This window comes from Salinivibrio proteolyticus (assembly GCF_027286365.1).
GTDB classification, from domain to species: Bacteria; Pseudomonadota; Gammaproteobacteria; order Enterobacterales; family Vibrionaceae; genus Salinivibrio; species Salinivibrio proteolyticus.
Genome location: NZ_CP114585.1, coordinates 264373 through 278419 on the forward strand (window position 1 = coordinate 264373; position 14047 = coordinate 278419).

General features: G+C 47.1%; 18 protein-coding genes. 2 read left to right on the forward strand and 16 right to left on the reverse strand.

Annotated elements, in window-relative coordinates; genetic code table 11:
- Positions 1-202: 202 nt before the first annotated feature.
- The 6 genes from N7E60_RS15150 to N7E60_RS15175 all read right to left on the reverse strand — a co-directional run bounded on the left by N7E60_RS15150 (position 203) and on the right by N7E60_RS15175 (position 5353).
- Positions 203-973 (reverse strand): hypothetical protein, encoded by a 771-nt coding sequence (locus N7E60_RS15150; RefSeq protein WP_096631753.1) that lies wholly within the window; start codon positions 971-973, stop codon positions 203-205.
- Positions 974-1086: 113 nt separating this feature from the next.
- On the reverse strand, positions 1087-1956 hold the full coding sequence (locus N7E60_RS15155; RefSeq protein ID WP_269598950.1) for a restriction endonuclease: 870 nt from the start codon (positions 1954-1956) through the stop codon (positions 1087-1089).
- Between the two features lie 101 nt (positions 1957-2057).
- Entirely contained in the window at positions 2058-2624 is a 567-nt protein-coding gene (locus tag N7E60_RS15160) for a hypothetical protein (protein ID WP_096631745.1), read from the reverse strand.
- An 85-nt stretch (positions 2625-2709) separates the two neighbouring features.
- Positions 2710-3135 (reverse strand): GNAT family N-acetyltransferase, encoded by a 426-nt coding sequence (locus tag N7E60_RS15165; protein WP_269598951.1) that lies wholly within the window; start codon positions 3133-3135, stop codon positions 2710-2712.
- Positions 3136-3157: 22 nt separating this feature from the next.
- Positions 3158-4285: an ISAs1 family transposase gene (locus N7E60_RS15170; protein WP_269598732.1), complete on the reverse strand. Its 1128-nt coding sequence runs from the start codon at positions 4283-4285 to the stop codon at positions 3158-3160.
- 825 nt (positions 4286-5110) lie between these two features.
- Positions 5111-5353: a type II toxin-antitoxin system ParD family antitoxin gene (locus tag N7E60_RS15175; protein WP_269598952.1), complete on the reverse strand. Its 243-nt coding sequence runs from the start codon at positions 5351-5353 to the stop codon at positions 5111-5113.
- 47 nt (positions 5354-5400) lie between these two features.
- Here N7E60_RS15175 and N7E60_RS15180 point away from each other — a divergent pair, with 47 nt between their 5' ends.
- Complete coding sequence (locus tag N7E60_RS15180) at positions 5401-5535, forward strand: hypothetical protein (RefSeq protein WP_269598953.1); 135 nt, start codon at positions 5401-5403, stop codon at positions 5533-5535.
- Here the strand turns inward: N7E60_RS15180 and N7E60_RS15185 are convergent.
- From N7E60_RS15185 to folM, 10 genes are all read right to left on the reverse strand, one after another.
- Positions 5518-6399 (reverse strand): metal ABC transporter permease, encoded by an 882-nt coding sequence (locus tag N7E60_RS15185; RefSeq protein WP_269598954.1) that lies wholly within the window; start codon positions 6397-6399, stop codon positions 5518-5520. The two genes, N7E60_RS15180 and N7E60_RS15185, sit on opposite strands and share 18 nt — an antisense overlap.
- Positions 6396-7241 (reverse strand): metal ABC transporter permease, encoded by an 846-nt coding sequence (locus N7E60_RS15190; RefSeq protein WP_269598955.1) that lies wholly within the window; start codon positions 7239-7241, stop codon positions 6396-6398. The genes N7E60_RS15185 and N7E60_RS15190 overlap by 4 nt, the downstream gene beginning before the upstream one ends.
- Positions 7238-8119 (reverse strand): ATP-binding cassette domain-containing protein, encoded by an 882-nt coding sequence (locus N7E60_RS15195; protein ID WP_077669854.1) that lies wholly within the window; start codon positions 8117-8119, stop codon positions 7238-7240. The genes N7E60_RS15190 and N7E60_RS15195 overlap by 4 nt, the downstream gene beginning before the upstream one ends.
- On the reverse strand, positions 8106-9008 hold the full coding sequence (locus N7E60_RS15200; RefSeq protein ID WP_269598956.1) for a metal ABC transporter substrate-binding protein: 903 nt from the start codon (positions 9006-9008) through the stop codon (positions 8106-8108). Before N7E60_RS15200 ends, N7E60_RS15195 begins: the two co-directional genes overlap by 14 nt.
- A 154-nt stretch (positions 9009-9162) precedes the next feature.
- A complete protein-coding gene (locus N7E60_RS15205) occupies positions 9163-9846 on the reverse strand; it encodes an HAD family hydrolase (RefSeq protein ID WP_269598957.1) in 684 nt (227 codons plus the stop codon).
- 79 nt (positions 9847-9925) lie between these two features.
- On the reverse strand, positions 9926-10699 hold the full coding sequence (locus tag N7E60_RS15210; RefSeq protein WP_269598958.1) for a substrate-binding periplasmic protein: 774 nt from the start codon (positions 10697-10699) through the stop codon (positions 9926-9928).
- A 166-nt stretch (positions 10700-10865) separates the two neighbouring features.
- Entirely contained in the window at positions 10866-11435 is a 570-nt protein-coding gene (locus tag N7E60_RS15215) for a YceI family protein (protein WP_269598959.1), read from the reverse strand.
- Positions 11432-11971 (reverse strand): cytochrome b, encoded by a 540-nt coding sequence (locus N7E60_RS15220; RefSeq protein ID WP_269598960.1) that lies wholly within the window; start codon positions 11969-11971, stop codon positions 11432-11434. The genes N7E60_RS15215 and N7E60_RS15220 overlap by 4 nt, the downstream gene beginning before the upstream one ends.
- A gap of 112 nt (positions 11972-12083) precedes the next feature.
- On the reverse strand, positions 12084-12449 hold the full coding sequence (gene folX / locus N7E60_RS15225) for a dihydroneopterin triphosphate 2'-epimerase (protein WP_077457218.1): 366 nt from the start codon (positions 12447-12449) through the stop codon (positions 12084-12086).
- A 23-nt stretch (positions 12450-12472) separates the two neighbouring features.
- Positions 12473-13171: a dihydromonapterin reductase gene (gene folM, locus N7E60_RS15230; RefSeq protein ID WP_269598961.1), complete on the reverse strand. Its 699-nt coding sequence runs from the start codon at positions 13169-13171 to the stop codon at positions 12473-12475.
- 219 nt (positions 13172-13390) lie between these two features.
- Here folM and N7E60_RS15235 point away from each other — a divergent pair, with 219 nt between their 5' ends.
- Positions 13391-13987 (forward strand): DNA-3-methyladenine glycosylase I, encoded by a 597-nt coding sequence (locus tag N7E60_RS15235; protein WP_269598962.1) that lies wholly within the window; start codon positions 13391-13393, stop codon positions 13985-13987.
- The last annotated feature ends 60 nt before the right edge of the window (positions 13988-14047 follow it).

The window sequence follows — 14047 nt, forward strand, 5'->3', positions numbered from 1 at the left end:
CGGTGAAGACCATTTGCAGAGAGCCTGTTAATGCGGCGGACACCTTGATGCCTTCTAACGAATTAGGCACTGCAACCGCGCAATGTCATCAGGGCCATGACGTGAGTCAGTAAAAGGCCGAATGTAGAGCAGCAGTCCAAACCAAACTCAATACGCTTCGCGGATGCTTGACGAACGGGGGAATCCATGTAGCCTTGTTAAGCTACGCTTGCTCTGCATTTTTATACAATTGTTCAACGTCATATTGAGCTTCCACTTTTTCATTGGAACCAAAGTATTCATGTAACAGCAAAAATTTATAAGCAAGGATGCTTTCTTCGTCACAACGTGTTGTTAGAGCATTACTATCTAGGCTATTCTCCGCAAGTAAGTCATTATATGATTTATCCTGATTGGATATACCTAGATATTTAGCACTCATAGAATAAAAGCAATTAATCAGATCTTCATATAAATCTACAGCTTTGGGCGGCACTCTTGTCCCTGCACCAAAGTTTCTCAGTACTCTTGAGGTGATCTCTGGTTCTTTAATAGAACAACTAACCACTTTCCTTAATCGATCAATAACTTTTCGAAACTCATCGGGTAAATAGATAGTTAAGGATGAATTTGCCTTGATTATTCTTTCATCACATTTTAAACGTTCTTTCTCTAATTTATCAGCACTTCCACATTTATTAACGACATAATGTATATATGTGTTAAAGACCATTTTATGCTCAGAGACGGCTGCATTAATTTCTTCAAAAAGAGGCAATACACGTTCCATTTTTATCTTTTCAAACTCAGCTTGTTTTAATACAAGTTCTTTCTGAATTTGCAATGCATTACCGACTTCTTGTTTTTGAAGATCTAATCGATTTTTAAACCAGCCATCAACTAAAGACTTAACAATAAGTTTCCACAAAATAAAGACAATAACGACAAATGTCGTCCATTCACCTAAATTTAATTTTTGTATAATTTCTAACATTTACTTGATGACTCTTATTAGTAGCTTAACGCTGAGCTCAGTTGCAAAATGATTGGCGCGTCATTTTTCTCTGCAAAATGCGTGACAATTATTTTGTCAATTGAAGCGACTTGTTATATTTTTTGTCCCCAATTTTTTACAACATGATCTTTGAATATCATTGTTTTTGATTTTCTTCCTAAATACTCGACAACTCCGACTAATTCCTTAGAAAAATCAATACGAACAGGGCTAATGATTGGCTTTGGAATTACATATTTTAATTCGATAGCCATGATTTTTAATTTAATTCCATCAAAACACAAGTAAGCATCTTTATATTTATAAGTAACATGATGCTCACCAAAATCATCTTCATTTTCTTTTGTAAACCTTTCTTGCAATTCTTTCAATGTGTACTTGTCTGATCTATCTATATCTTCAACAAAAGCTAAATCACTACGAACTTCTATTTTCAATTTATCTAAATCAATATTAGTATTTGCTTTTGCCCATTCGGCATCAATATAAGGTCTAAAAAATGTAATTGTCGCTTCGGACATAATATGAATATTAACATTCACATATTTTATTAAAGGCGTACCATCTTCAGCGTTCCAGTCTGTATCATTTTCTTCTCGAACGATTAACAACTCAACTTTATTACGTTCAGCCTTCGTTTTCGCACCAGATTGATAACCTGTTTTTGTTGCAAATATAGGTTTTATATCTGGTATATCTCGCAACTTACCTAATAAAGCATCTATTTTTTCAATTGTTACTTTTGATGCGTAGTCTTTACACTCAATAATAGTTTTATAAGTAATTCCTGCTAATTCATATTCCCAATAGAGATCAAACTCTCTATCTATTCCACAATTATCTGTGATTTTCTTATTACGCTCTATCGTTATATTGTGCAACTCTGTCCATTTTTCCGACTCAAAAAGTGCTTGTTGTAGTGAGGCAACAAACTCTTCATAATCTCTACCATTATTGCTCATACGATCTCCAAAATCGAATAAAAATATAACGCCGGCAGCACGCGCGGCTTTGGAATGGAGGCGAAGCCGCAATGGAAAAGCCGCCGCTGTGCCTGCGATTGTTATGGATACTCTGCCTCCAAGCGAGCCGCCAAGGACAGAGCAACGTCAATATACGCTTCAATTGGCATTCCTCGAATGTCGAATTCCTCAGCATGCGCCGCTTCGTTTCGCAACTTTCGTAGCTGGTTAAACTGATAGTATTCCTGCTTGCTCAAGACTTCGCCCTTGAGCATTTTTTGTAGCTGCAAAGGGCTTCGCGCGTGGCGGCTCTCAATCTCTGGGTATATTCGAGCTGCCTTCTTCGCTGCGGCAGACTCGACAGCACGGAAGGACTCAAGGACGGCTGAACGAGGCGATATATCTGCCAGCCTCACCAGGAAACTGAACTGGTCTTGGTATTCGTCTGATCTCGGTATTTCTTGATCTTCGATCCCGGCAGCTTCCCGCTCCTGGACTAATTCAGTAATACCTTCCGTAAATTCGATTTCGGTGTCTTTATGCTTGAATCGTTTGAGTCGCGGAATTAGTTCAGCGACCTTTTCACGCAGTAAAATGACAAGAATAATCACCACCCCTGGCCAAGCCAGAGAGTCGATTACTTGTGCTATGAAAGTCTTCCAATCCATTATCATTTATCCATAACGCAGGGGCTCAGGGGCGCGCAGCGTCCCTTGGAGCCCATTGTTATGTGATTATTCGTCGTGAGTTTGATCACTGAAACCTCAAAAACAAACCGAGATAATTATCATGGATCGCGCTCTTCCAAGGCTTGCCATAATGTCTAAAGCCCAATGCTTCTAAGATCTTCACCATTCTAGGATTAGCAGAAACTTCCGTTGAAGCCATTAGGTTTTCTTGGCCGTACGCATCAACCAGCAGCCGCGCAATATTCCTACCGATACCTTTTCCGGTATGCGCAGGGTCAGTAAACAGATAACCCAGTTCCCAATCAAAATCATCACTCAACTTTGAGAGATCAGCTTTTTGTTCAGAAAAATCCGATTTTGTTCTGACCTTTATTGCCCCTATGCCAACTACTTCGTCATCGATTCTAGCGATGCAAAGGAGTTTGCACCTATCGGCCTTTTCGCTCACGTCGCCTTGGACCTTACCCTGCCGTTTCAGGGCTTTAGCCACGGAAAACGCATGAACATCCGCGTCACGAAAGGCTTCCCAGCACGGTCGCCAGGTACTCTTGGTCCATCGCGCACATCATTCGCTTGCGTTGAATACCGGCTTTGAAACTCTTCTCTTGCTTTAATAAATTCAGAACCATTTGCCTTATTCGTGCAAAAACTTCCGCTCGGTCATCGACTCTTATTCGGCAAGCATCTTCTTTTAATCCAACATCAAGTTGCCAGTGCATTGATTCAATTAACCAGTGTGAGCGCGTGGCATCATGAAGCTCTTTCGCTGTCAGTGCTTTTGAGCTTATATAATAGCGCACTGAAATATCTGACTCTTCGGCGTGTTTTCCCTCTTGTCGAACACTCACCATGATGCCCATCGTTTTTAATTCAGGCCAATCGTAAGCCAAATCACCTAATACACTTAAATCCGTATTAATCAGTGCACATCGTGTTTCTAAACGTCCATGCGATTTCTCTTGTGATGCGTAGCTATCACCATCAAAGTTTTGAAGCATTGAAGGACGGTAATAATTATCAAACGCTTTGTCTAACTTGCCTTGGTTTCCTTTAACAGCAAGCAAATAGTCGGCATTTTTATTAATGATTTTTTGTGCGATTTTTCGCTGACAACCCATGGCATCTATAGTAATTAAACACCCATAAATGTCGAGTAATTCCAGCAGCTTAGGTATTTCAGTGATCTCATTGGTTTTACTATTTACTTTTGACTGTCCGAGGCATACACCATTTGCGGTTGCGAACGCATTAACCATATGAATCGCAGCTTGGTCTGTTGCTCGGTTATATGAACCCCTCAGTGTTTTTCCATCAATGGCAACCACTTCACCATCCGTTAATTCATGACACGATTTCATCCATTCTATGAAGGCTTTTTGTAATGCTTTTGTACTGATGGTTCCCATCACTCTTGCAATCGTATCTGCCGAGGGTGATGTTTTACCTGAGAAGCCAAAGCGTAATAAAAAATCACGCTGCTTACGTCCATAATCACTCATACCTTTCCAGGTATCATGACCAGACAACACCGCACAAATCGTTATCAAAATAATATCTGATAACGTATGTTCAACTTTACCTTCTTGACGAATGTCTCTAATGGAAACGAAATGCATAAATGGACTTTTATCTTCTGTCATTTTTAATCTCCTAAACGTTAGGAGACCATTAAATCGCACTGAAAATGATCAACAAATTGATCCTTTATTTTCACTCATTTTAATTAATAAACATGGTTCAACGCACGATTTTCATCCTTAATTGACAATTAAGTCATTAAATCGCTAGCCCAGGCATGCCGCGGATCTTCATGCGTTTTCCCTGGGGCTTTAGCGAAAGTGTCTCGAACCGAAGCGTTAATATCACTCTTAACGAGCACCTGATATTCAATTCTCATTCAAATAATATTTCCCGATGTCTTACACATAACATTGCATTAGTGCGCATGTACGATTTCCCAAAACCGTTATCCGCACTCTCTTATACCTAACTGGCTGTTACCAATAGAATTTCTAATGGATACTGCTCTTCCGCGACAGTGTGCAGCCGCCTATCTCTGTTCAAGCGTTCACACTATCCCCAAACACAAATCTTTAACTATATGACTAATAAGCTCTTTTAATCATCCATTCTGGGAGAGTGCGCATCTGTCATGGATAAACGCGCACGCTTTTGCGTTTATCTAGCCGATAAACAGGTTAACCATCCTGTGTTTTGCCATGCTACCGCCAGCTAGTTGTCGGCACCTAACACGCCATTGAGTTGGTAGATTTGAAATTAGTTTATCAAGGGCTGTTTTGGTTTTCGTGCGCTATTGTCCAAAGTGTTAGATAAACCATGTTTTGTGAGGTGGGTGCAAGAAGTTGGTTAGAACACAAGGAGCGAATTGGGTTGGTGGGGTGAAGTGCGCGATTAGAACGACTTTAGTATGTCCGTTTTGGCGGCGATAGTCAGCGTAAATGGCTTCATTGTGTATCTTCGGCATCGATTTCTTGGATAAAGTTATCGAGGTCGTACTCAGCATCGCCACTCTGTTCGCCTTCTACGAGAAGTTGACGCAGTGTATCCAGTTTTGTCTCTTGGTTTTCGAGTAAACGCAGTGCGGCGCGAACGACTTCACTTGTCGAGCTGTAACGCCCCGTTTCGATTTGGCTAGCGATAAAGCCATCGAAGTGTTCACCTAGGGTAATACTTGTATTCTTTGCCATGGTTAAAGCTCGTTGATACCAATATATACCTGATTATGGTATTTGGCGTGCGTGAAGGCAAGATGACGGCCATGGGCGATAAAACCTATGCGACGAGCAATGTGCGCGAGCTCTTCTCGCGCACTGCTGAGGATGGGGTGTTGCTGTATCCGTCGCGAAGCCGATTAGTGCGATTGCGCTGAATGGGTGGTGGTAGAGCGCGTTGCTTTTGTGGTTTGGTGCGTCGGCTTTGGGCGCTGTTGGTTGCGGTGGATTTGATATTGCTGCCATGCAAAGGTCACCACAAAACAGCCGGTGAGCAGCAATACAATAGTCGGGCCGGGGGCGCTGTCGAGGTAAAACGATAAGGTCACGCCGCCAACGGCGGTGACTAAGGCAATTGCACAGGCAATCCATAACATGCGGCTAAATTGTTTGCTGAGCATAAAGGCGGTGACACCCGGTGCAATCAACATCGCCACCACTAAGATGATCCCCACGGCATGTAAGCCCGCCACAATGGTGGCAATCATCACCGAGAGCAGGAGCCAGTGAAGCTTTTGTACGGGGAGCCCGAGCACGCTGGCTTGTGCGGGGTCGAACGATAGCAGCATTAAATCTCGCCCTTTAAGCAGCACTAGCGCCAGCACGACTAAGCCAGTGATGGCGGCGGTGAGCAACTGTTGGTGGTTAATCCCCAACAGGTTGCCAAATAGAATATGATCAAGGTGCAAATCAGACGGGAACTGGCCTTGCAAAATCAGCCCCAGGGCGAAAAAGCCGGAAAACACAATCCCCAGTAAGGTGTCTTCTTTCACACGGCTATTTTGTTTGAGCCAATGCACACTGGTGGCGCATGCGGAGCCGGCGGCAAAGGCGCCGACAATCAGCGGCAGGCCAAACAAGTTTGCCAGCACCAACCCCGACAGCACCGCGTGTGCCACTGCATCGCCAATTAATGACCAGCCTTTTAACACCAAATAGCAAGAAAGCAGCGCACAGGGCAGCGCCACTAAGACGGCCATCAGCAAGGCATCTTGCATAAAAGTCAGTTGATACGGATTCATTGCAGTGCCTCCTGACGTTTGGCGCGCCGCGCGAGCAAACCGTGTTTGGGGCCAAACACAAAGGCGGCTAAGAAGAGTCCCACTTGGGCCAGCACAATCAGTGCGCCGGCGTTAAGGTTGGCGAAATAGCTGATATACACCCCAAACAGTGAGGTGACTGTGCCGATGACACCGCTTAGCACCAACACGGGCCCAAAGCGATCACTCAATAAATAGGCGGTGGCGCCGGGGGCAATCACTAAGCAAATCACCAAAAAGGCACCGACACTTTTAAGTGCCGCCATGGTGCAAGCGCTGAGCAGCGCAAAAAATAGCACTTTGAGCCCCACCACCGGTAAACCAATACAGCGGGCGTGACTTTCATCAAAAAAGGTCAGCATAAAATCACGCCATTTCAGCGCCAGTACGGTGAGACTCACCAAGGCAATGATCAGCATTTGCACCGCATCGAGCGGGGCAATGGCGAGCAAGTTGCCCAGCATAATTTGTTGAATATCGACCGCGACGGGCGAAATGGAGACTAAAAAGAGCCCGAAGGCGAAAAAGCTTGAGAAGATCAAACCGATGATCGCATCTTGTTTGATGTGACTGCGTTGGTGCAAAAACAGCATCACGCTCGCGGCCATGCCGCCAGCAACAAAAGCGCCGAGTGAAAAGGGCAAGCCCAGCATATAAGCGCCGGCAACGCCCGGTACAATCGCATGAGAGAGGGCATCGCCCATCAGCGACCAGCCTTTGAGCATCAAAAAGGCCGAGAGCAAGCCGCACACGCCGCCAATCAAGGTAGTGACCAGCAATGCTTTTTGCATGTATTGATAGGCGAGAGGATCGAGTAAGCTCATTCGCGCCGCTCCTGCGCGCTTTGTTCGCGCTTGCCATACACCACCAGGGGTCGTTCATCGTCGGAAATGACCGACAGCTCGCGCGGATCGGCGTCTTGGTGGAGTTTCTCACTGGGCATCACATACTGGCGCAGTTTGCCACCAAAAATGGCACTCAGGTTCTCGGTGGTAAACACATGTTCGGTATGCCCGCCTGCCACCACCGCGCGATTGACCAGCACGGTGCGATCGCAAAAGTCGGGCACGGTGCCAAGGTTATGGGTGGCAATTAAAATGGTTTTGCCTTCGTCTTTGAGCTCGAGCAGCAAACGCATAATCGACTCTTCACTGGTGACATCTACGCCAGTAAAAGGCTCATCCAGTAAAATCAGCGGGCTGTGCTGAGCCAGAGCGCGGGCAAGAAAAACGCGCTTTTTCTGTCCGCCGGACAGTTCGCCAATTTGCCGCTGGCGAAAGGCTGTCATACCAACGCGGGCTAAGGCCTCATCCACCGCTTGATGATCCGCCGCTTTGGGGCGACGCATAAATGACATCTTGCCGTAGCGGCCCATCATCACCACGTCTTCCACTAACACCGGGAACGACCAATCGATTTCTTCCGATTGAGGCACATAAGCGACCAAGCCTGCTTTTTGCGCTTGCTTAATGGGGGTGCCGTTCACCGCAATGCTGCCACTGCCGGGGTTCACAAACCCCATGATCGCTTTAAACAAGGTGGATTTGCCGCTGCCATTGGCACCGACAAGGGCAGTGATAGTTTGCGCGGGCAGCGAGAAGCTGGCGTGTTCAAGGGCACACAGGCCGTTTCGATAGACGACACGCACCTCGTTGACATCTAACACACTGGGCGTGCCGTCGGTTAAATCATAGTGCGTCATGGCGTAACCCCGCTAACACGGTTTCTGTGGTAACTGTCAGTAAGGATAGATAGTCAGGCACGGGTCCGTCAGCGGTGCTGAGCGAATCGACATATAAAATGCCGCCATAGTGTGCGTCGGTTTCCGCGGCGACTTGTTTGGCGGGCGCATCAGACACGGTACTTTCGGAGAAGACAGCACGCACTTGGTGTTCTCGCACGGTATCAATCAGCGCGCGCACTTGTTGGGGGGTGCCCTGACGCTCAGCGTTAATCGGCCATAAATAGGCTTCGTTGAGGTTTATATCACGCGCGAGATAAGAAAACGCACCCTCACTGCTTACCAACCAACGCTGGGCATCGGGGACAGCGGATAAGGCATCTTGCGCACGCGCGAACACGGCTTGAATTTGTGCCTTGTAGGCTTTGGCATTGGCTTGGTAGTGCGTTTGGTTGGCGGGATCGTACTTAATCAGGGCTTGCTCGATGTTATCAACGTATCGCATCGCATCAGAGGGCGACATCCACGCGTGTGGGTTGGGCTTACCACGATACGGGCCCGAGGCAATCACAATCGGCTCCACCCCGTCAGATAAGATCACATTCGGCACCTTATCAATGTGCTGGAAAAAACGTTCGAACCAGCGCTCTAAGCCTAATCCGTTCCACATCACCACATCCGCACCTTGCGCACGCAGAATATCTCCCGGAGTGGGTTGGTAATTGTGGATCTCCGCGCCGGGTTTCGTAAGGGACACTACCTCGGCATGCTCGCCCGCTACGTTGGCGGCCATATCAGCCAAAATGGTAAAGCTGGTTACCACTTTTAGCTTGTCCGCGTGTTTTAATTGGTCGGCGTGCGCCATCGGAGAGAGCAAGAGCGCCGCAATAATTAGCAGGTGTTTTCTCATAAGCGTTAATCTCGTTCATTATGCGTGTGACTACGGCGTGAGGTCGCCAGCCGATCATACGTTAAAGATAACGGTTATGATAATCATTCTCAAGTAGGTGTTATTAAAAAGGGCACACGAGGCGCCCTGTCGTCACGTTTCCTGTGATCTTTTACTAATCACGAATGGTGTCGTAGCGAGCCCATTCCATAATGGTCCAATCTTTTTCTTGGGCATGCAGGCTTAAGTGCGGGTCCGGGTTAACCGCAAAAGCGCTGTCAACTTGCTCAAGCAAGGGGACATCCCAGTGCGAATCACTGTAACCGTATGTGTGGCCGACCGTGTCATGACGGTCAGATAGCCATGCCTGCATGTAGTCATGCTTGCCACGAAAATCACGCACGCAATGGGATATGCTGCCTGTATACACGCCATTTAATGTTTCAAGCTCAATCGCAATCACGGTATCGAGTTTGAGTAGTTCGGCAATCGGCCTTGCCAAGTGTGCGGCGGTATTCGATACCAGCACACAGTGATCGCCTCGTGTTCGGTGCCACTCGATGCGCTCTAACGCTTGTGGCACTACCACGGGAGCGACGCGCTGATCGATAAAGTCGGTCGCCCATGCAGCCACAGTTTGAGTGGATTTTCCTTTAATTGGGCTCAACTGCACTTGCATATATTGCTCAAGGTTGATGCGGCCTTTTTTAAAATCCAGATACGCTTGTTTTTCTTGGTCGACCACGTTTTGCGGGGCGAGATCGCACTGGCAAAGGTATTCCAGCCACGCTTGCTTGGTGTCGGTGGCAATCAGTGTTTCGTCTAAGTCGAAGAATGCAATGTTAATCGGAGAAGTCATAGCCAAACTGATGTAATGAGACGTATATGGCTATACTAACCCGCAACTATGACGATAGGGTTTCACTCTGCATTGGGTTTTACTCTGCAGTGGTATCATCTGGTAAGAGCAGCCCGTATTTTTGCTTCAAATCGTCAAAGGTGCCATTCCGTTTGATTATTTCTAACCCGCGGTTAAAGGCTTGAATATATTCTTGCGCCTTAGGGTTGGCTTTGCCGGCGGTGACATGGATATGTTGTTTGATCATCGGAGTGGGGGAAAAGTGAAAATCATCAGCATCTAGGTTTAAGGGTTCGAGCTCGTGTTGCATCACAAAGCGATTGCCCACGACCAGATCGACCCGTTTGGCAGCGAGCATTTGTAAGCTTGATCTTAACGAGGTGGTTTCCACCCGTTGAAAATAATCCGCGTCTAAAAACCACGAATCATAACCATAGTCACGCACGCTAGCGACCCGCTTATCAGCAAGGCTTTCTGGTCCAGTAAAGTCAAAAAAGGTGTCTTTTCGCATCATGATATCGATATTGGTTGCGAAATAGGGTTCGCTGTAGAGCAGGAATTCACTGCGTGCGTCTGTGTACCAAGTGGTGGTGATTAAATCGATTCGCCCATTTCTGACTTCGTACAAGCCGCGCGCCCAAGGGAAAAGTAAGAACTTGGTGTCATAGCCTTGGGTAGAAAGGGCAGCGGTCACTACTTCAACAGAAAAGCCCGGTTTAGCTGTATCTCGAGTGACGTAAGGAGGCCAAGCGTCGTTGACTGCGGTAACAATTTTCATCGCCCCTTGTGCTGGAATTGTGGCGAGACAGAAAGCCAAAACGAAGGAAAGACGCTTAAAAGAGGTGAGTCTCATAAATAGGTATCCTTATCGAACAATGGATATCATCGCCAGACCAAGGCGCCGCTTTGATGAGTATAGTGAATGTTTTAGGGATCGATAATAAACGCCCCAGCAGGTGCCGGGGCGTGTGGATTAGTTGGGAGGGAAAGCGTTATCCCTTATTGACGGATGCCCTCTACTATTGGCGGATACCCTCTACGTGCAGCTCCATATCGACATACGTGGCTGGACCCATAGTGGCAATGCCGAAATCAGCAAGCTCGAGGCGAGTGTTGCCCATAAAGCCAGCGCGGTAGTTGCCCCAAGGATCTTCACCATGACCGACGAGTTCAGCGTCAATTTCAATCGGCTTGGTTTGCCCATGCAAGGTGAGATCGCCTGCAATAGTCATTGAGCCATCGCCGTTATCTGTGACCTTGGTGCTCTTGAAAGTGGCTTGGCCAAACTTGCTCGCGTTAAGAAAATCCGCACTACGAATATGCTTGTCACGCTCGGCTTGGTTGGAGTCCAAGCTGGTGGTATCAACGGTCACTGTCACGCTAGACGCGCCAATGTTGTTGGGATCAAATTCAAACTGACCATCAAATTTGTTAAAGCGACCCTTGATAAAGCTGTAGCCTAAGTGAGGCACTTTGAAGTTGACAGAGGCATGTGCGCCTTTGGTGTCAATCATATAAGTGTCTGCCAATGCAGGCCCAGATAAGAGTGTCGCGGCGCTAATTCCCATGGCTAACATGAGTTTTTTCATTTCGGGTTTCCTCCGATCATCTTCCGTAACGTATTGTCTTTGTCGATAAAATGGTGCTTTAACGCAGCCAATGCGTGAACAGCGGCTAAGGCAATCAGGGTAATGGCAACATAATAGTGTACGTCACCTGCGATATCCGACTGATTAGGGAAAAGCTCCCCAGCACTCGGCACGGTAAACCAAGTAAACACGTCGATACCTCGGCCATCTGAGGTAGAAATTAAGTACCCAGACACAAACAGTACTGCGAGGAGCAAGTAAATCGTGTGATGTGCCGCGGTCGCTGCTTTGCGTTCCCAAGCCTTACCTTCAACGGTGGGCATAGTGTGTGTTGCTTTCCACACAAGTCGACCGACTGTCGTTATCGCCAGTAATATGCCTATCGATTTGTGCCAGTGTGGCGCAGTTTGATACCAACTACTGTAATAGCTCAAATCGACCATCCATAATCCGACAGCGAAAAGGCCAACGATAACGAGACTCGATAGCCAATGTAGCGTACGCATAACGCGATCGTAGCTATTTTTCGGTGTCATTTGTTCCCGCTCCCAATTACTTATCCAACACAGTATATAAGGTGAAAGGTAATAGAGAAGCCGTTCACCTTGAACAAGATGTTCGAATAATTCTAACGAACTCTGTGTGGTCTTACGACTCGTTAGCGGTATAACTTAGGCTTAATGAGACAGAGTCGGCAAATCTGAGTGCATGCGGCTTATCAATAGTCACTTGTGCATAGCGCACCCAGTGGTGATCGCGTGCAATGTCGAGCACGCCGGCGACCAGTTTTTCCAACAACAAAAAGCGGCCATTCTCAACATAGTCGATAATCGCTTTGGTGATCACTTTATAGTTCAGTGCGTCGTCAACATTATCCTCTTGGCTGGCTTTGTGGCCGGGATAGTGAATTTCTACGTTAATCACCACGTCTTGCTTTTTCTCCTGCTCTTCGGGGTTAAAGCCGATATAAGTACGCAAACGTAGGTTGGTAATTTTGATCACAGCGTCATTCATCATTGTGCTTTCCAGTTAGGCAATTACGCTAAATGGCGTCCGCCATCGAGTTTAAGGGATTGGCCCGTCATATGCTGACTGGCAAGAATAAAGTCGCAGGCGTTGATCACTTCCTGCTCGCCGGGCACGGTGCCCAAAATCGATTTTTTGCGCGCTTTTTCACGGTAGGCATCGTCATCGCCGTCGTTGAACATGATAAGCGCGGGGGAAATACTGTTTACCTTGATGTCGGGGGCGAGTTGTTGGGCAAACGATAGCGTGAGGTTTTCAAGCGCGGCTTTACTCGCGGCATAGGCAAGGTGTTTTGCGCTACCTTTATGTGCCACATAATCGGTCAGGTGAATAATGTCGCCGCTATTCATCCATCGGGTTGCCGCCATGTTGATCAGATAAGGCGTTTTGGCGTGGATTTGCATCATGCTGTCAAACAAAGCCGCGAAATCTTGGCTTTGCTTTTCACTGTTCCACGATGAGGCATTATGGATTAAGCAATCAAACACCGGATTGTGCGCGTCAATGGCTTGGATAAATGCGTGGATGCCGGCATCGGTAGAAAAGTCCGCCTGAATACAGTGGGCGCCTCGCTCGATAAGCTCACTCACTTGGGGGCGCGGTGTCCGATACGACACAGTGACTTGATGCCCTTGGGCAAGAAAGTGACAAGCAAGCGCGTAGCCGATCCGTTGTCCTGCCCCTGTGATAAGAATATGCTTTTTTGTCACGTGTTTTCCTTTATGGTTACCACTGAGAGTGAATGCACTCTGACAACAACGAGTATGTTACGTTTCATAGACTTGTAGCGATCAAAGATAGCGACATGTTAACGAAATCGACAGATTTATACGGAGTTAACTCGCTGATTTCGTGGCATGAACAACAAAATCGCGGACAATCGGAACAAATGCATTACCATCATGCAACCAACTTTAAGGGAAATTGTCATGGAACCTTGCCAATGGGCACAGCAGAGTGAGTCGGAGCGGCATTATCACGATACCGAGTGGGGCGTGCCGACATTTGATGATCAAGCGATCTTTGAGTTCATTTGCTTAGAGGGTGCGCAAGCAGGATTAAGTTGGCGGCTGATTTTAGAAAAGCGTTCCGCGTATCGCGCCGCTTTTTCTGATTTCGATTTCTATCAACTGGCAAACGTGGCTGAGCCGAATATTGCTGAGATCATGGCCAATCACGAGATTGTCCGCAATCGCTTGAAAGTGGCGTCTGTGTTTACCAATGCGAAAGCGGCAGTGACGCTGGTGGAAGAGTATGGATCCTTGGCGAAAGCACTTTGGCAGTTTACTGACGGTGTACCGATTGTTAACCACCACCGATCGGATGCCGATGTCGCCACCGCGACCGACGAGTCCCGCTCCATGAGTCGCTTTTTGAAAAAACGTGGCTTTAAGTTTGTGGGCGAGACCATTTGTTATTCGCTGATGCAAGCGCTTGGCATGGTCAATGATCATGTCGTCACGTGTCCGCGCTATCAACCCTGTTGCGAACTGGCTGACTCGGTAAAAGCCTCGCCTCAGAAATAACGACGGAATTGCCAGAAGCGCCCTTGCCAATTTGCGTGGAGAAAATACCAAGCGGAGATG